General features: G+C 67.0%; 12 protein-coding genes. 4 read left to right on the top strand and 8 right to left on the bottom strand.

The genetic code is table 11. The features are described 5' to 3' along the window. Nucleotides 1-12 precede the first annotated feature (12 nt). On the bottom strand, nt 13-606 hold the full coding sequence (gene ssuE, locus PNO31109_RS08220) for an NADPH-dependent FMN reductase (protein WP_150555104.1): 594 nt from the start codon (nt 604-606) through the stop codon (nt 13-15). Nucleotides 607-880: 274 nt separating this feature from the next. Here ssuE and PNO31109_RS08215 point away from each other — a divergent pair, with 274 nt between their 5' ends. From PNO31109_RS08215 to PNO31109_RS08200, 4 genes are all read left to right on the top strand, one after another. Then, the gene (locus tag PNO31109_RS08215) at nt 881-1,690 is read left to right on the top strand and encodes a helix-turn-helix domain-containing protein (protein ID WP_174966327.1); all 810 of its coding nucleotides are present in this window, start codon (nt 881-883) and stop codon (nt 1,688-1,690) included. Between the two features lie 87 nt (nt 1,691-1,777). Beyond that, nucleotides 1,778-2,116 carry a tRNA-binding protein gene (locus PNO31109_RS08210; protein ID WP_150555102.1) on the top strand — a complete coding sequence of 113 codons (339 nt, stop codon included), beginning with the start codon at nt 1,778-1,780 and terminating at the stop codon, nt 2,114-2,116. A gap of 226 nt (nt 2,117-2,342) precedes the next feature. Then, a complete protein-coding gene (locus PNO31109_RS08205) occupies nt 2,343-4,070 on the top strand; it encodes a phosphoethanolamine transferase (protein ID WP_241013868.1) in 1,728 nt (575 codons plus the stop codon). A gap of 52 nt (nt 4,071-4,122) precedes the next feature. Further along, complete coding sequence (locus PNO31109_RS08200) at nt 4,123-5,466, top strand: MFS transporter (protein ID WP_150555101.1); 1,344 nt, start codon at nt 4,123-4,125, stop codon at nt 5,464-5,466. Nucleotides 5,467-5,519: 53 nt separating this feature from the next. On the opposite strand, the gene hisC is transcribed toward PNO31109_RS08200, so the two are convergent. The 7 genes from hisC to accD form a co-directional block, all read right to left on the bottom strand. Continuing rightward, entirely contained in the window at nt 5,520-6,590 is a 1,071-nt protein-coding gene (hisC, locus tag PNO31109_RS08195) for a histidinol-phosphate transaminase (protein WP_150555100.1), read from the bottom strand. A 14-nt stretch (nt 6,591-6,604) separates the two neighbouring features. Continuing rightward, nucleotides 6,605-7,792, bottom strand: coding sequence for an O-succinylhomoserine sulfhydrylase (locus PNO31109_RS08190; RefSeq protein ID WP_150555099.1), 1,188 nt, complete (start codon nt 7,790-7,792; stop codon nt 6,605-6,607). 333 nt (nt 7,793-8,125) lie between these two features. After that, complete coding sequence (purF, locus tag PNO31109_RS08185) at nt 8,126-9,646, bottom strand: amidophosphoribosyltransferase (protein WP_150555098.1); 1,521 nt, start codon at nt 9,644-9,646, stop codon at nt 8,126-8,128. Between the two features lie 55 nt (nt 9,647-9,701). Further along, nucleotides 9,702-10,619, bottom strand: coding sequence for a CvpA family protein (locus PNO31109_RS08180; RefSeq protein ID WP_150555097.1), 918 nt, complete (start codon nt 10,617-10,619; stop codon nt 9,702-9,704). Nucleotide 10,620: 1 nt separating this feature from the next. Next, nucleotides 10,621-11,592, bottom strand: coding sequence for an SPOR domain-containing protein (locus tag PNO31109_RS08175; protein ID WP_150555096.1), 972 nt, complete (start codon nt 11,590-11,592; stop codon nt 10,621-10,623). A gap of 113 nt (nt 11,593-11,705) precedes the next feature. Then, the gene (folC, locus tag PNO31109_RS08170; protein WP_150555095.1) at nt 11,706-13,004 is read right to left on the bottom strand and encodes a bifunctional tetrahydrofolate synthase/dihydrofolate synthase; all 1,299 of its coding nucleotides are present in this window, start codon (nt 13,002-13,004) and stop codon (nt 11,706-11,708) included. A gap of 198 nt (nt 13,005-13,202) precedes the next feature. Beyond that, the gene (accD, locus tag PNO31109_RS08165; protein ID WP_150555094.1) at nt 13,203-14,078 is read right to left on the bottom strand and encodes an acetyl-CoA carboxylase, carboxyltransferase subunit beta; all 876 of its coding nucleotides are present in this window, start codon (nt 14,076-14,078) and stop codon (nt 13,203-13,205) included. Nucleotides 14,079-14,197: the final 119 nt, after the last annotated feature.

Genomic DNA, 14,197 nt, shown 5'->3' with positions numbered 1-14,197 from the left:
TGGCTCCGGCGATCAGGCAGCCAGCGTGGCGCGCGCGAGCCCGGGGCGCGCGGCGGCGGCCGGCCATTGGCGGATCACCTCGCGCTCGTGCAGCCACCGCGAGAGCTGGTCGACGGTCGCGCCCAGGCGCTCGGCAATGGTGCTGTCGAGCAGCGCGCCGTCTTCCTTGGGCACCTGCTGGTCGACGGCAAAGACCCCGCGCAGGATGTGCTGTGCGCCCAGCGCCGAGAGCACCGGCTTGAGCGCGTAGTCGAGCGCGAGCAAATGGGCCGGGCTGCCGCCGGTGGCAAACGGCGCGACGAGCTTGTCGGCAAGGCCGTCCTGCGGCAGCACGTCGAGAAAGGCCTTGAGCAAGCCGCTGTACGCGGCCTTGTAGACGGGCGTGGCCACGACCACCGCCTGTGCGCCGGCCACCTGTGCGAGCGCGTGACGCAGATCGTCGTGGGACGTGTCGGCCGAGAGCAGCGCGGCCGGCGCGAGTGCGCGGATGTCGATGCGCCGCACGGCAATGCCGGCCGCGGCGAGTTCGTGTTCGACGAAGCGCAGCAGCCGGGCGCTGCGCGAGGCGCCCGACGGGCTGCCCGAGATCGTGACGGCGTATGTCATACTTCCCTGCCAAAGACGGGCCGTGTCACGCACGCGTCGCGCGCCGGCCCTGTGGATTCGAAGCACACCGCATACGTGCACACGACGCGACGCGCGCCCGGCACCCGGTGCGGGCCGGGGTCCGCCGGCCACTGATGAACCAGTTTAGCGAGGCGGTCCGCGCGTTCGAACCAATGAATCCGGGATTGCTTTGCGCGTTTTTTCATAACCTGTAGTCATGCACCGTTCGCGCCTTATTCCCCGGCGTGGTGCTTCGTCCGATTTTTCCCTGGCCATGTCCGCCCCGATCCTCGAACTGCGCGAGTACTGTCCGACCGAGAACAGCGACACCCACGACTTTCACCAAGTCGTGATCGGGCTGTCCGGACGCATGGCGATCTCGCTCGATGGCGACGCCGCGCGATACGGCCGCGTGGGCGCGCGCAACGGCGTGGTGATCCCGGCCGGCATGCGCCACGACTACCGCGGCGACGGGCCCAACCGTCAGGTGGTGCTCGATGTACCAGTGCGGCTCGCCGCGCTCACCGGCGCCGCACGCGCGTTTGCATGCGAGGCGTTCTTTTCGCTCGATGCGTCGCTGCTGGCGCTCGCGCGCCGTATCGCGGCCGGCGTGGACGCGGGCCGGCCGCTCAGCGAGACCGACCCCGTCGTGCGCGAATGGCTCGACGCCCTCATGGCCCGGCTCGCGCCCGCCCGCCACGCGCAGCGCACCGTGCGGCTCGATCTCGCACGCGTCGACGCCCGGCTGCGTGCCGATCTGGCCGCGCCCGCCGACACCGCCACGCTCGCGCGCGAAGCAGGCATGAGCGTGCGGCACTTCCACGAGTGCTTCGTCGCGATGACCGGCGAGACGCCGCATCGCCACCTGATGCGCCTGCGCCTGGCGCGCGCCGCGCAGCGGCTCGCAAGCACCGACGCTGCGCTGGCCGACATCGCGCTCGACGTCGGCTTCAACGATCAGAGCGCCCTTACCCACGCGTTTCGGCGGCATTTCGGCCAGACGCCCGCCGCGTGGCGGCGCGAGCAGCGCAGCGGGCAGCCGGCTGCCGAATTTCACAAGCCGCAGGCGGCGCCGGGACGCTAGTCTGTGCGCTTCATCATCCACCGATATCCATCGATTCAGGAACGGAACGGGAACGGAACGGGGAACGGAACGAGGAAGGGAGCGAGCATGGCCGAGACCATCGAATGGCAGGACTTCGAGAAAGTCGAATTGCGCGTGGGGACCATCGTCGCCGCGCGAGTCAACGAGAAAGCGAAAAAACCGGCCTACGTGCTGGAAGTCGATCTGGGCGAGCTGGGCGTGAAGACGTCGAGCGCGCAAATCACCGTGCACTACACGCCCGATTCGCTCGTCGGTCGCCAGGTGCTGTGCGTGTGCAACTTCGCGCCGAAGCGCATTGCCGGCATCGCCTCGGAAGTGCTCGTGACCGGCTTTGCGGACGCGCAGGGCGCCATCGTGCTCGCGGGCGTGGAACGCCCGGTGCCCAACGGCGCGCGGCTGCACTAGGTCTGCCAAGTCCGCCACGTTCGCCAGGTTCGCTGAATCCGCCAGGCCCCGGGCGGTGGCATCGCGCAAAAGCGACTGCCGTTCGTCTCATGAATTTCCCCCCGCGGACACCAATCGCGCGATCCATGGTCGAATGCGGCGACGCTGCACGGCGCCCCGGCAACCGCGCCAATGCATCGGCCAACGCGCGTGAGCGCAGCAACACGGCACTTGGGGGGAAACGATTTTGAAATCACTGTCTTACCGATTGTCTCTCGGCCTCGCCGGCCTGGCCACGTTCTGGGCGCTCGGCATGCTGAGCATCAACGAGTTCGGCAAGAGCGCAGCACTCATGATGACGGCGCTGCCTGGGCTTGCAGGCCTGTGCCTGTGGCTGCGCGCGCCCCGCGCGTGGCTGAGCGCGACGGCGCTTGGCGTGCTCGCCATCTTCTTTCTCGATGCGGCGACGAAGGGCTTTCTGCGCGATTATTTCGGCATGCGGCCGAATCACCTGCTAGTGCTCCAGGCGGTGTTCAACACCAATCCGTCGGAGGCGGGCGAGTTCCTTGTGCATCACTGGCGCGACGTCTTCGAAGCGAGCGCCGCCTTCGCCGCGATCATGGCGAGCGTCGCCGCGCTCGAGCGCCGTCTGTCGCGCGCGGAAGCCGCCCGGCGGCCGACGCCGATGCGGCGCGGCGGCAAGATTGCCGTCGCCACGCTGCTCGCCGGCTTCCTCGCGCTGCACCTCAATCCGACGATGGCCAAGGAGAACCCCCTGCTCTACTGGCCGATCCGCTATCTCGACTACAAGGCGCAGCTCGCGCACGCCGACAAGCTCCAACGCGAGCTGGAAGCCAACATGACCCGACGAGACGCCTGGCAGGTGCGCTATCGCGGGCCGGCCAACCACACCGTCGTCTGGGTGATCGGCGAGAGCCTGAATCGCAACAACATGTCGCTCTACGGCTATGCGCGCAACACCACCCCAATGCTCGATTCACTGCGCGAGCATCTGATCGTGTTTCGCGACGTAGTGTCGTCGGAGCCGGCCACGATGGCCTCGCTCATGAAGATGCTCACGCCGGCGAGCCTCGACGATCCCGAAGCGTGGACCCGTCAACCCGATCTCGTGATGCTTGCCAGGGAAGCGGGTTATCGCACTTACTGGATCTCGAATCAGGTGCCCAACGACGGCTGGCTCGGGCTCGTCGCCGGTCGCGCCGACAAGCGCGTATTCATCAACAAGGGTTTCGGGCGCGGCGAGAACAATGTCGACGGCAACCTGCTGCCCGAATTCGACGCGGCGCTCGCCGACGACGCGCCCCGCAAGCTGATCGTCGTGCATCTGCTCGGTGCGCACCCGACCTACAACATGCGCTACCCCGAGGAATACGCGCGCTTCGACAGCGGCGACGATGCCGTGATGACCAGCCTCAAGGCGCAGGGACGCTCGCTGTGGGTGCGACGTCTGCGCAACGAGTACGACAACGCCGTGGCTTACAATGACTTCGTCGTGGCGAGCCTCATCCGCAAGACGATGGCCGCGTCGGCGAAGGCCGGCGGCGCCTCTGGCGCCAGCCTGCTCTTCAGTTCCGATCATGCACAGGAAGTCGGGCACACGCGCAATCACACGGGCCAGTCAGTCGCGGACGCCTCCGGCTATGAGATTCCGATGATCGTATGGACGCGCACCGGCGTGGACGCCCGCACGCGCGCCGCGCTCGAAGCCCGCCCGTATCAGACGGATCGGCTCGAGCACACCATGCTGGGCCTGCTCGACATCGACACGACCTATTACAGTCCGGCCCAAGACGTTCTGAGCGACGCCTTCGTGCCGACGGTTCGGCGCATCAACGGCCAAGCCTACGCACCGTCGCCCTCGCCGTCTTCCCTCGCACCCCGCACGCTTTTCGCGACCTCGCCGGCACGGTCGGCGCCATCGATTCCATCGCAAGAAACGGAGCGTTTTCGCTAAGCGCGCCGCCTAGACTGCTCCGCAGGCAACCCTGCCGCACGGAGCAGACTCGATGGCAAACGGTACTTCACGCAATGCGTTGGACGAGCGTCCGGCCACCTCACACACCGGCGCTGCCTCGCCGCCCGCCGGGCGCGACGCGCCTCCCACGGCGACCCTGGTGGCCGATCTTTCGCGCGCAAACCTCGCCGCGCAGTTGAGCGAACAGATGACGCTCGCCGTCATCCCGATCGTCGCGGTGGTTGCCCTGGGCGCATCGGCCGGACAGACCGCCTCGCTCCAGGGCGCGGCCGCGCTGCCCTTTCTTGTGCTGTCGCTGCCCGCGGGGGTGCTCGCCGATCGCTATCGCCGCAAACCGCTGATGATGGCAACCGAACTGCTTCGCGCGCTGGCATTGCTGCTGCTTTTTGCATTGTTGCGCAGCGGCACGCTGACCCTCACCGCGCTGGCGGTGCTCGGCTTCGCGATGGCGACGGGCACGGTCGTCTTTGGCGCGGCAGCGCCCTCGCTGGTCGGCTCGCTGGTCGTCCCCGGCGATCTGCTCGCGGCGAACCGGAAGCTGGAAATCGCACGCAGCGTCGCATTTACCGCCGGCCCGGCGCTCGGCGGCCTGCTCGCCGGCTGGGCCGCCGGCACGCCGGCCTTTGCGGGCGCGCTCGTGCTCTCGCTCGCCAGCGCGTATTGGCTGTCGCGCCTGCCCCTCGAAGCGCCCCGCCCGGCCTCGCGCCGCCATTTCGGCCGGGAACTGATCGCAGGCGTGCGCTTCGTCGCGGCAAACGACTATCTGCGCCCGATCGTCATGACGGCCTTCGTCTTCAATACTTCGTGGTATCTGCTGCTCGCCGTGTTCGCCTACTACGCGATTCACTCGCTCGCGTTCACCGCACCGACGGTGGGCGCCGCGCTCGGCGTGTACGGTCTCGGGATGGTGTGCGGCGCATTCGGATACGCGCGAATCGCGGCGCGCCTCACGTTCGGCAGGCAGATTCTGCTCGGTCCCTTGTGTGCATGCCTCGCCGCGTTCATGATGGCGAGCACGTGGTGGCTCCGGGGCGGTGCGAGCGCCCATGTGATCGTCTTCGGCGCGTTCTTTCTGTTCGGCTTCGGGCCGATCGTCTGGACGATCTCGACGACGTCGCTGCGTCAGGTCGTGACGCCCGGCAGGCTGATCGCACGCGTGTCGGCCGCGACGATGACAGCGACGTTCGGGGCGCGGCCGCTGGGGGCGTTGGTCGGCGCCTCGCTGGCCGCGTCGCTCGGCGCCCGCGCGTGTCTGTTCGGTATGGCCGTGGGGTACGCGGCGCAGTTGGCGATCATCGCCTCGTCGCGGGCGGCACGGCTCGCGTCGCTCGACAGCGCCTTGGTGCCGGCGGGCGAAGGCGTCCCACGGGCGTAAAAAAACCGGTGCGACGGCTCGCACCGGTTTTCCCGAACGCCCGGCCGCAGCGCTCAGGCGCCCAGGATTTCGCCAAGCGCCTGCGTCAGGGCCTGGCACTCCGGCTCGGTCCCCACCGTGATGCGAAGGAACTGCGCCACGCGCGCATGCCTGAAGTGGCGCACGATGATCGAGCGCTCGCGCAACGCGGCGGCAAGCGTGGCCGCGTCGTGCGACGCATGGCGCGCGAACACGAAGTTCGCCTTCGACGGCAACACTTCGAAGCCCAATGCGCTCAGGCGCCCGGTCAACGCCTCGCGGCTCGCGATCACGGCCTGGCGCGTCTCGTCGAAATATGTTTCGTCCTCGATGGCCGCCACCCCGGCCGCTTGCGCGAGACGATCGAGCGGATACGAGTTGAAACTGTTCTTCACGCGTTCGAGCGCTTCGATCAGATCGGGATGCCCGATGGCAAAGCCCAGGCGCAAGCCCGCCAGCGAGCGCGACTTCGACAGCGTCTGCACCACGAGCAGATTCGGATATTTCGCGATCAGCGCCGCCGCGCTCTCGCCGCCGAAGTCGATGTAGGCCTCGTCGATCACCACGACAGCGTCAGGACTGCCGGCCAGCAGGCGCTCGATCTCGCCCGAGGCCAGCGCACGCCCCGTCGGCGCATTCGGGTTCGGAAAGATGATGCCGCCGTTCGGCCTCAGATAATCGTCGATATCGATTTCGAACGACGCCGTGAGCGGCACGGTCTCGAACGCCACGCCGTACAGCCCACAATACACGGGATAAAAGCTATAGGTGATGTCGGGAAACAGGATCGGCTTGTCGTGCCTGAGCAGGCCCTGAAAGACGTTGGCGAGCACTTCGTCGGAACCGTTGCCCACATGCACGTTGGCCACGTCCAGTCCGAAACGCTGCGCGATCGCCTGCTTGAAGCGGCGCGCATCCGGATCGGGATACAACTTGAGCGCGTCGGCGCGCTCGCCGAGCGCTTCACGAATCGCCGCGAGCACGCGCGGCGACGGACCGTATGGATTTTCGTTGGTGTTCAGCTTGATGAGCCGCTGCATCTGCGGCTGCTCACCGGGCACATAGGGCGTGAGTTCCGCCACGCCCGCACTCCAGAATCGACTCATGGTCCGCGCCCCGGTCACTTCGCGAAACCGCGCGCCAGATCGGCCTGGATGTCGGCCGGCGACTCCAGGCCCACGGCGAGACGGATCAGCCCTTCGGTGATGCCGGCGGCCGCACGCGCCTGCGGCGTAATGCGGCCATGCGTGGTGCTCGCCGGATGCGTGATGGTCGTGCGTGTGTCGCCGAGGTTGCCGGTGATCGAGCACACGCGGGTATTGTCGATCACGCGCCATGCATTCTCGCGCTGCTCGGCGGGGGTGGCGCCCTTGAGCTCGAACGCCACGATCGCGCCGCCGGCCGTCTGCTGGCGTTGTGCGAGTTCGTATTGCGGGTGCGACGGCAGGCCCGGGTAGAACACGCGTGCCACTTGCGGCTGCCGCTCGAGCCATTGCGCCACGGCCAGCGCGTTGGCCGACTGCTTCTCGACACGCAGCGACAGCGTCTCCAGCCCCTTGAGCAGCACCCATGCGTTGAACGCGGACAGGGTCGGCCCCGCGCTGCGCACGAACGTGAAGATCTTGCCCATGATGAAGTCCTTCTTGCCGACGATGGCGCCGCCAAGCACGCGGCCCTGGCCATCGAGATACTTCGTCGCCGAGTGCACCACGACGTCGGCGCCGTATTCGATCGGGCGCTGCAGCACCGGCGTACAGAAACAGTTGTCGACGACGAACAGCGCGCCGGCTTGCTTGGCGATCTTGCCGATCGCCGCAATGTCGGCGATTTCGGTGAGCGGGTTGGACGGCGTCTCGAGGAAGAACATCTTCGTGTTCGGGCGAATCGCGGCGCGCCACGCATCGAGGTCGGTCGGATCGACGAAGGTCGTCTCGATGCCGAAACGGTTGAAGATGGTGGAGAAAACGTTGAGCGTGGAGCCAAAGATGCTCTGCGAGCTCACGAGGTGGTCGCCCGCCGAGAGCGCGGTCATCACGACCGAGACGATGGCACTCATGCCCGAGGCCGTGGCCATGCACGCTTCGCCGCCTTCGAGCGCCGCGAGACGATCCTGGAACATCGACACCGTCGGATTGGTGAAGCGCGAATAGGTAAAGCCCTCCTCCGAATGCGCGAACCGCTCGGCGGCCTCTGCAGCGCTCTTGAACACAAAGCTCGAGGTCAGGTACAGCGCCTCGGAGTGCTCGCCAAACTCGGAGCGCTGCGTGCCCGCGCGCACCGCCAGGGTATCGAAGTCGAAGGAGTCCATCGTGTGTCTCGTCGTGGTGTCAAGGCCGCTGCCCGTACCGCCGTCTGCCTTCCGCTGGCGCATTCCGGCGGCCGAATCCCGACCCAAAAAAAGAAAAGCCCGTTTCGCTGGTCAGCAAAACGGGCTCGAAATCCATCTGTCTAGGCCTCGCTTTAGCTGTTTCGGGGATATTCCCCCACGTCCGCAAGCTGAAATCAAATCGACGTTCGGTGCAGTGTAGCACGTTGCAGGCGAAGAAGGAAAATCCTCGCCGCCTGCCCCGCCCTGCCGGCCACTCCGGGGTTTCCCCGGTTTCCTAGGCCGCCGGCGATGCGGGAAATAGTCTCTCCGGCCTCACAGGCCAAGCTGTGCTCCGCGCGGCTCGGCCTCATCGGCCTCGGGGCTTTCCACGACCGGCGCCTTCGGCGCCTTGCGTTGCTGCTCCAGGCGATCCAGGTATTCCGGCGTGACGTCGCCCGTGATGTAATTGCCGTCGAAGCATGATGCATCGAAGTCGGTCAGATCCGGGTTGATGTCGCGCACGGCGGCCTTCATGTCCTCGACGTCCTGATAGATCAGTTCGTCCGCGCCGATGATGCGGGCCACTTCCTCGTCGCTGCGGTCATGCGCCACCAGTTCGCTGCGCGTGGGCATGTCGATGCCGTACACGTTCGGGAACTTCACGGGCGGCGCCGCGGAGGCGAAGATCACCTTGCGGGCGCCGGCATCGCGCGCCATCTGCACGATTTCCTGGCTGGTGGTGCCGCGCACGATCGAGTCGTCCACGATCAGCACGTTCTTGTCCTTGAACTCGACGCGCATGGCGTTGAGCTTCTGACGCACCGACTTCTTGCGCATCGCCTGGCCCGGCATGATGAACGTGCGGCCGACGTAGCGGTTCTTGAAGAAGCCTTCGCGATAGTTCAACCCCAGGCGCTTGGCGACCTGCATGGCCGCCGGACGGCTCGAGTCCGGAATCGGCATGACGACGTCGATGTCCTTGTAGTCGATCTCGCGGCGGATCTTCTCGGCGAGATAGTCGCCCATGCGCAGGCGCGCGTCGTAGACCGGCACGCCGTCGAGCACGGAATCGGGACGCGCCAGATACACGAGTTCGAAAATGCACGGATGCATCGACGCCGACGGCGAACACTGCTGCGAAGTGAGCTCGCCGTCGTTGCTGATGAAGATCGCCTCGCCCGGTTTGACGTCGCGCTCGAACGCGAAGCCCATGCCTTCTAGCGCCACCGACTCCGAGGCCACCATCCATTCGGTGCCGTTCGGGCCGTCGAAGCGGCCGATGCACAGCGGACGGATGCCGTTGGGGTCGCGGAACGCGAGCAGGCCGAAGCCCGAGATGATGGAGACGATCGCGTAGGAGCCGCGCAGGCGGCCATGCACCTTGCTCACCGCCTGGAACAGCGACGCGACGGACAAGCCTTCGCGCGAGCTTTCCTGCAGTTCGTGCGCGAGCACGTTGAGCAGCACTTCGGAGTCGGACGTGGTGTTGATGTGACGGCGGTCGACGCGGAACATCTCGTCCTTGAGCTGTTCCCAATTCGTCAGGTTGCCGTTGTGCGCGAGCACGATGCCGTATGGGGCATTCACGTAGAACGGCTGGGCCTGTGCGGCGCTCGACGAGCCGGCCGTGGGGTAGCGCACCTGGCCAATGCCGACCGTGCCGGGCAGGTCGCGCATGTTGCGCGTGCGAAACACGTCGCGCACCATGCCGTTGCCCTTGTGCATATAGAACGAGTGGCCGTCCGTCGTGGCGATGCCGGCGGCATCCTGGCCGCGGTGCTGCAGCAGCAGCAGGCTATCGTAGATGAACTGATTGACCGGGGATTTGGAGACTACACCGACGATGCCACACATGGCATGAATCCTTCAAAAAACATCGAAATCTGCGTCAAACGGACTGTATTATCCGTCATTCGGAAACCTTCTGCAGGCCGGTCGACGGCGCGGCCGATCCGCCGCTTCGCATGCCCCATCCTTGCGATTGCGCCCCGGCGGCGCCCGAGCCGCCCTGGCTCGTCATCCCCCGGCCGCCGTGGATCATGTCTGCGCCCATCAGGGCCGAAATCCCCGACACGCGCGCGCCATCGCCCTGCGCGCCCCGCGCGTCCGGTGTGCGCTGCCCCGCCGGCCGGGCTTCGATAGTCGTCTCGACCCGGCTTCCCTGTCCGCCCTGGCCTTGCGGCGCCGCGCGCGGCGCTTCCGACGTGCCGGGCGCAGGAGACGGCGCGCCGCGATAAGGTTCCAACTGTGGCAGCGGCACCGGCGCGTTCAGCGAATTCACCCCCGGCATGCTCGGCACGGCCGCCTCGGGCTTGCGCAGATAGTGCTGAACCGGCTCGGGGAGGTACGGCATGAGTCGCTCCAGCCCCGCCTCCACCCACGGACGCGTCAGCGAATGCTGCCATGCCGGTTGCTGCGGCAATGCCGTCAATCTGGCGGCAACCATCAACAACATCAAGAGCAAAACGCCGCGAACGATCCCGAACAGCATGCCCAGGCCGCGATCGGCCGGACGCAGGCCGATCAGATCGGTCATGCGTCCCACGAGCGCGCTCACGATTCCCGCGCCGAACACCACCGCAACGAGCACCAGCAGGAAGCCCAGCGCGCCCTGCGTCATCTCGCCGCCAGGCAGGTCGGCCGGCAGCCAGTGCGCGAGCGTCGGACCGAAAGCGCGCGCCACGAAGAACGCCACGACCCAGCCGACCAGATTGAACAGCTCGCGCACCAGCCCGCGCAGCATGCCCAGCAACATCGACCCGAGCAGGATCGCGATGGCCGCGTAGTCGACCACGGTCAGCAGACCGCCGTGTACGGTATCGCCCAACTCAACCTGCCTCGGCGACCTGCGCGGTCAGGCCGGCGTCGCGAATCTTCTTGCCTGCCGCTTCCGCGCTCGCACGGTCGGAGAACGGCCCCGCTCGCAGCAGATAGAGCTCACGCCCGTCGACCGTGCTCTTGACCATGTAGCTCGGCACGTTCACGAGCTTGAGCTTGACGAGCCACGCCTGCGCGCGATCCTGCGTCGAGAACGCGCCGATGCGCACCAGGTACTTGCCGCCCGCGGCTGCCGGCTTCTGTGCATTGTCGTGCGTGTCGGCGGCCTTCGCCGGCTTGGGGTTGTTCTGCGCGAACTGTGCGATCGGGTCGGCCACATTGTTCTGCGGCCGGGCTTGCGTCTTGGCCGTGTCGTGCGGCTCGGCGGGTTTGGCGGCGGGTTTGGCGTCCGCGTGCTGCTCGGGCTTGCGGGTCTCGGGCTTCGCTTCGGGCTTGTGCTCCGGCTTGGCCTGCGCCACCTGCGGCTCGGGCACGCTGCCCGGCGCCGACGGCACGGCAGCGACCGGCGCGGCAGACGAAGACGAGGAAGACGGCAGGCCCGTCGGGGCCGGCGCCGGCACGGACGGCCGGGTCGCGCTGTTCGCCAGCGCGTTGCCGTCGACGGCCTCCTCGCCCTTGTCGAGCGATGCATCGGTCGATGGCCGCGCCGCCTGCGGCTTCACGCGCACGGGTGGAGAATTGGCGTCCTTGCCGGGGATCTGGATCGCGATGTCATCGGCCGCCGGCTTCGGTTCGGGCGCGAGCACCATGGGCAAAATGATGACCGCGGCGAGCACCAGCGCCAACGCGCCGACCAGACGGCGGCGCGCGCGTTGCTTCTCGGGCAGCAGCGGATCGAGTTGCTCGTGCTCGCTGTATTCGCCCCCTCCCGCCGCACGGGTGCCGGTGCGGCCGCTCCTGCGGCTACCGCGCTTCGGGGAAACGGCTTCGGCGTCTTTCTTGCGGAAGGAAAACAATCCCATAGGCCCTTGGCTCAGGTCGAAACTCGCGTCGTTGGACTGATCATCGCGCATCCGGTGCGTCATGCGCATGACATTTCTGGTAAGCAAATGTCACGGCAACGCACCGTTCGCGGTCAATGGCGCTGCAATTTGCGGTGCGACATCACACCGGCCACCGTGTAGAACGATCCAAAAACCGCAATTCTATCATTCTCGCCGCACTGCTCGAGCGCGGCGGCGTAAGCTTTCTCGGGGGATTCGAAGGTTTGCACCGAATGGTCGGCATCTTCGTGAAACCCTACGGCGCGCAGCTTCTCTTCGAGCAGCGCCGGACTCGCCGCGCGCTCGGTGGGCAGCCCGCACAAGCGCCAGTGATCGACCTTGTCGACAAGGTGGCGCAGCACGCCCTCGATGTCCTTGTCGGCCATCGCGCCGAACACGGCATAGGTGTAAGGAAAGAAACCCATCCCGTCGAGATTGTGTCCGAGCGCGGCGGCCGCGTGCGGGTTGTGGGCGACATCGAGCACGACGGCCGGGCGTCCCGGCAGCACCTGGAAGCGCCCCGGCAGCTCAACGGATGCGAGGCCCAGCCGGATGTCCTGCGCGGACACCGGCAGCGCCGCGCGCATCGCCTCGAGCGCGGCCAGCGCCGCCGACGCGTTGAGCAGCTGGTTCGCGCCGCGCAGCGCCGGATAGGCCAGCGCCGGACGCCGCATGTGGCGCCCGCCGTAGCTCCACTGCTGCTTGTCGCCCTGATAGTTGAAATCGCGCCCGAACAGCCACAGGTCCGCGCCGATGCGCTCGGCTTCGGCCAGCAGCGTGGCCGGCGGCATGGGATCGCCGCAGATCGCCGGCTTGCCCGCACGGAAGATGCCCGCCTTCTCGATGGCGATGGCCTCGCGCGTGTCGCCCAGATACTGCGCGTGGTCGATGTCGATGCTCGTGACGACGGCGCAGTCGGCGTCGACGATGTTGACCGCATCGAGCCGCCCGCCCAGGCCGACTTCGAGAATCACGGCGTCGAGCCCGGCGCTCGCGAACAGATGCATGATCGCGAGCGTGGTGAATTCGAAGTACGTGAGCGAGACCGGTTCGTCGAAGCTCGTGCGGGCGCGCTCGACCGCCTCGAAGTGCGGCAGCAGCGTGGCGTCGTCGACCATCTCGCCGTTCACGCGCGCGCGCTCGTTGAACTTGATGAGGTGCGGCGATGTGTGACAGCCCACGCGATAGCCCGCCGAGAGCAGGATCGCCTCGAGGATGGCGCAGGTAGAACCCTTGCCGTTGGTGCCGCCCACCGTGAACACGGGGCACGGGAATTTCAGTCCGAGCGCCTCTTTGACGCGCCCGATACGCGCGAGGCCCATGTCGATGCCCACGGGGTGGGCGGTTTCCAGATGGGCGAGCCAGGCGTCGAGAGTGGAGTATGTCGGCATGAATGTGCGGGCAGAAATGCAAAGCGCGGACGTAACGAGGTAACGTCCGCGCTTCGGGTTCTGCGAAGTAATGCGTTCACGTGCCGCTTGCGCGACACTGCGTGGCGTTGTGACATTCTACGCCGTTGCCCGGCCCTTTGGGGCGCCGCAACCGCGCGTGCCACGCGACGGGCGCGACGGCTGTCGCGCCCTCCGGACTCAGGCGACCGCGTCGGCCGGCTGGCACTGCATGAGGGCGATCAGACGCGCGATCTCTTCGCGCATCTTGCGCCGGTCGACGATCATGTCGATCGCGCCTTTCTGCAGCAGGAATTCCGAGCGCTGGAACCCTTCGGGCAGCTTCTCGCGCACGGTCTGCTCGATCACGCGCGGGCCGGCAAAGCCGATCAGCGCCTTGGGCTCGGCCATCACCACGTCGCCGAGGAAGGCGAAGCTCGCCGACACGCCGCCCATGGTCGGATCGGTCAGCACGGAGATGAACGGCAGCTTGGCGTCGGACAGCTTGGTCAGCATGGCCGTGGTCTTGGCCATCTGCATGAGCGAGAGCAGGCTTTCCTGCATGCGCGCACCGCCCGAAGCGGTAATGCAGATGAACGGCACGCCCTGCTCGAGCGCATTCTGCGCGCCGCGCACGAAGCGCTCGCCGACGACCGAGCCCATCGAGCCGGCCATGAACGAGAACTCGAAGCACGCCACCACGACCGGCAGCGTGTGGATCGCACCGCCCATGACGACCATGGCATCGGTCTCGCCGCTGTCGTCCATCGCTTCCTTGATGCGATCGGGATACTTGCGGCTGTCCTTGAATTTCAGCGCGTCGACCGGCACGATCTCCTGGCCGAGCTCGTAGCGGCCTTCGGGATCGAGCAGCGCGTCCAGACGCGCCCGCGCACCGATGCGCATGTGGTGATCGCACTTCGGGCAAACGTGCAGATTCGCTTCCACGTCGTTGCGGTACAACACCGCTTCGCACGACGGGCACTTGATCCACAGCCCTTCCGGGATGCTCTTGTTGCGCTGCGTCGGATCGGTTTGCTTGATCTTCGGGGGCAGCAGCTTGTCGAGCCAGCTCATAGTTTCTCCTTGGCAAACGCCCGCTCGACGAGGGCGGGCGTTTCTGGCGACCGCGCCACGCGGCCGTTTCGATTCAGCGTTTCACCGGGCGGATCATCGCGTTCGGACGCGAACGTTCG

It is taken from the genome of Pandoraea nosoerga (assembly GCF_902459585.1).
GTDB lineage: Bacteria > Pseudomonadota > Gammaproteobacteria > Burkholderiales > Burkholderiaceae > Pandoraea > Pandoraea nosoerga.
The sequence above is the reverse complement of the archived record's forward strand: the minus strand, read 5'-3'. Positions and strand labels throughout refer to the sequence as shown.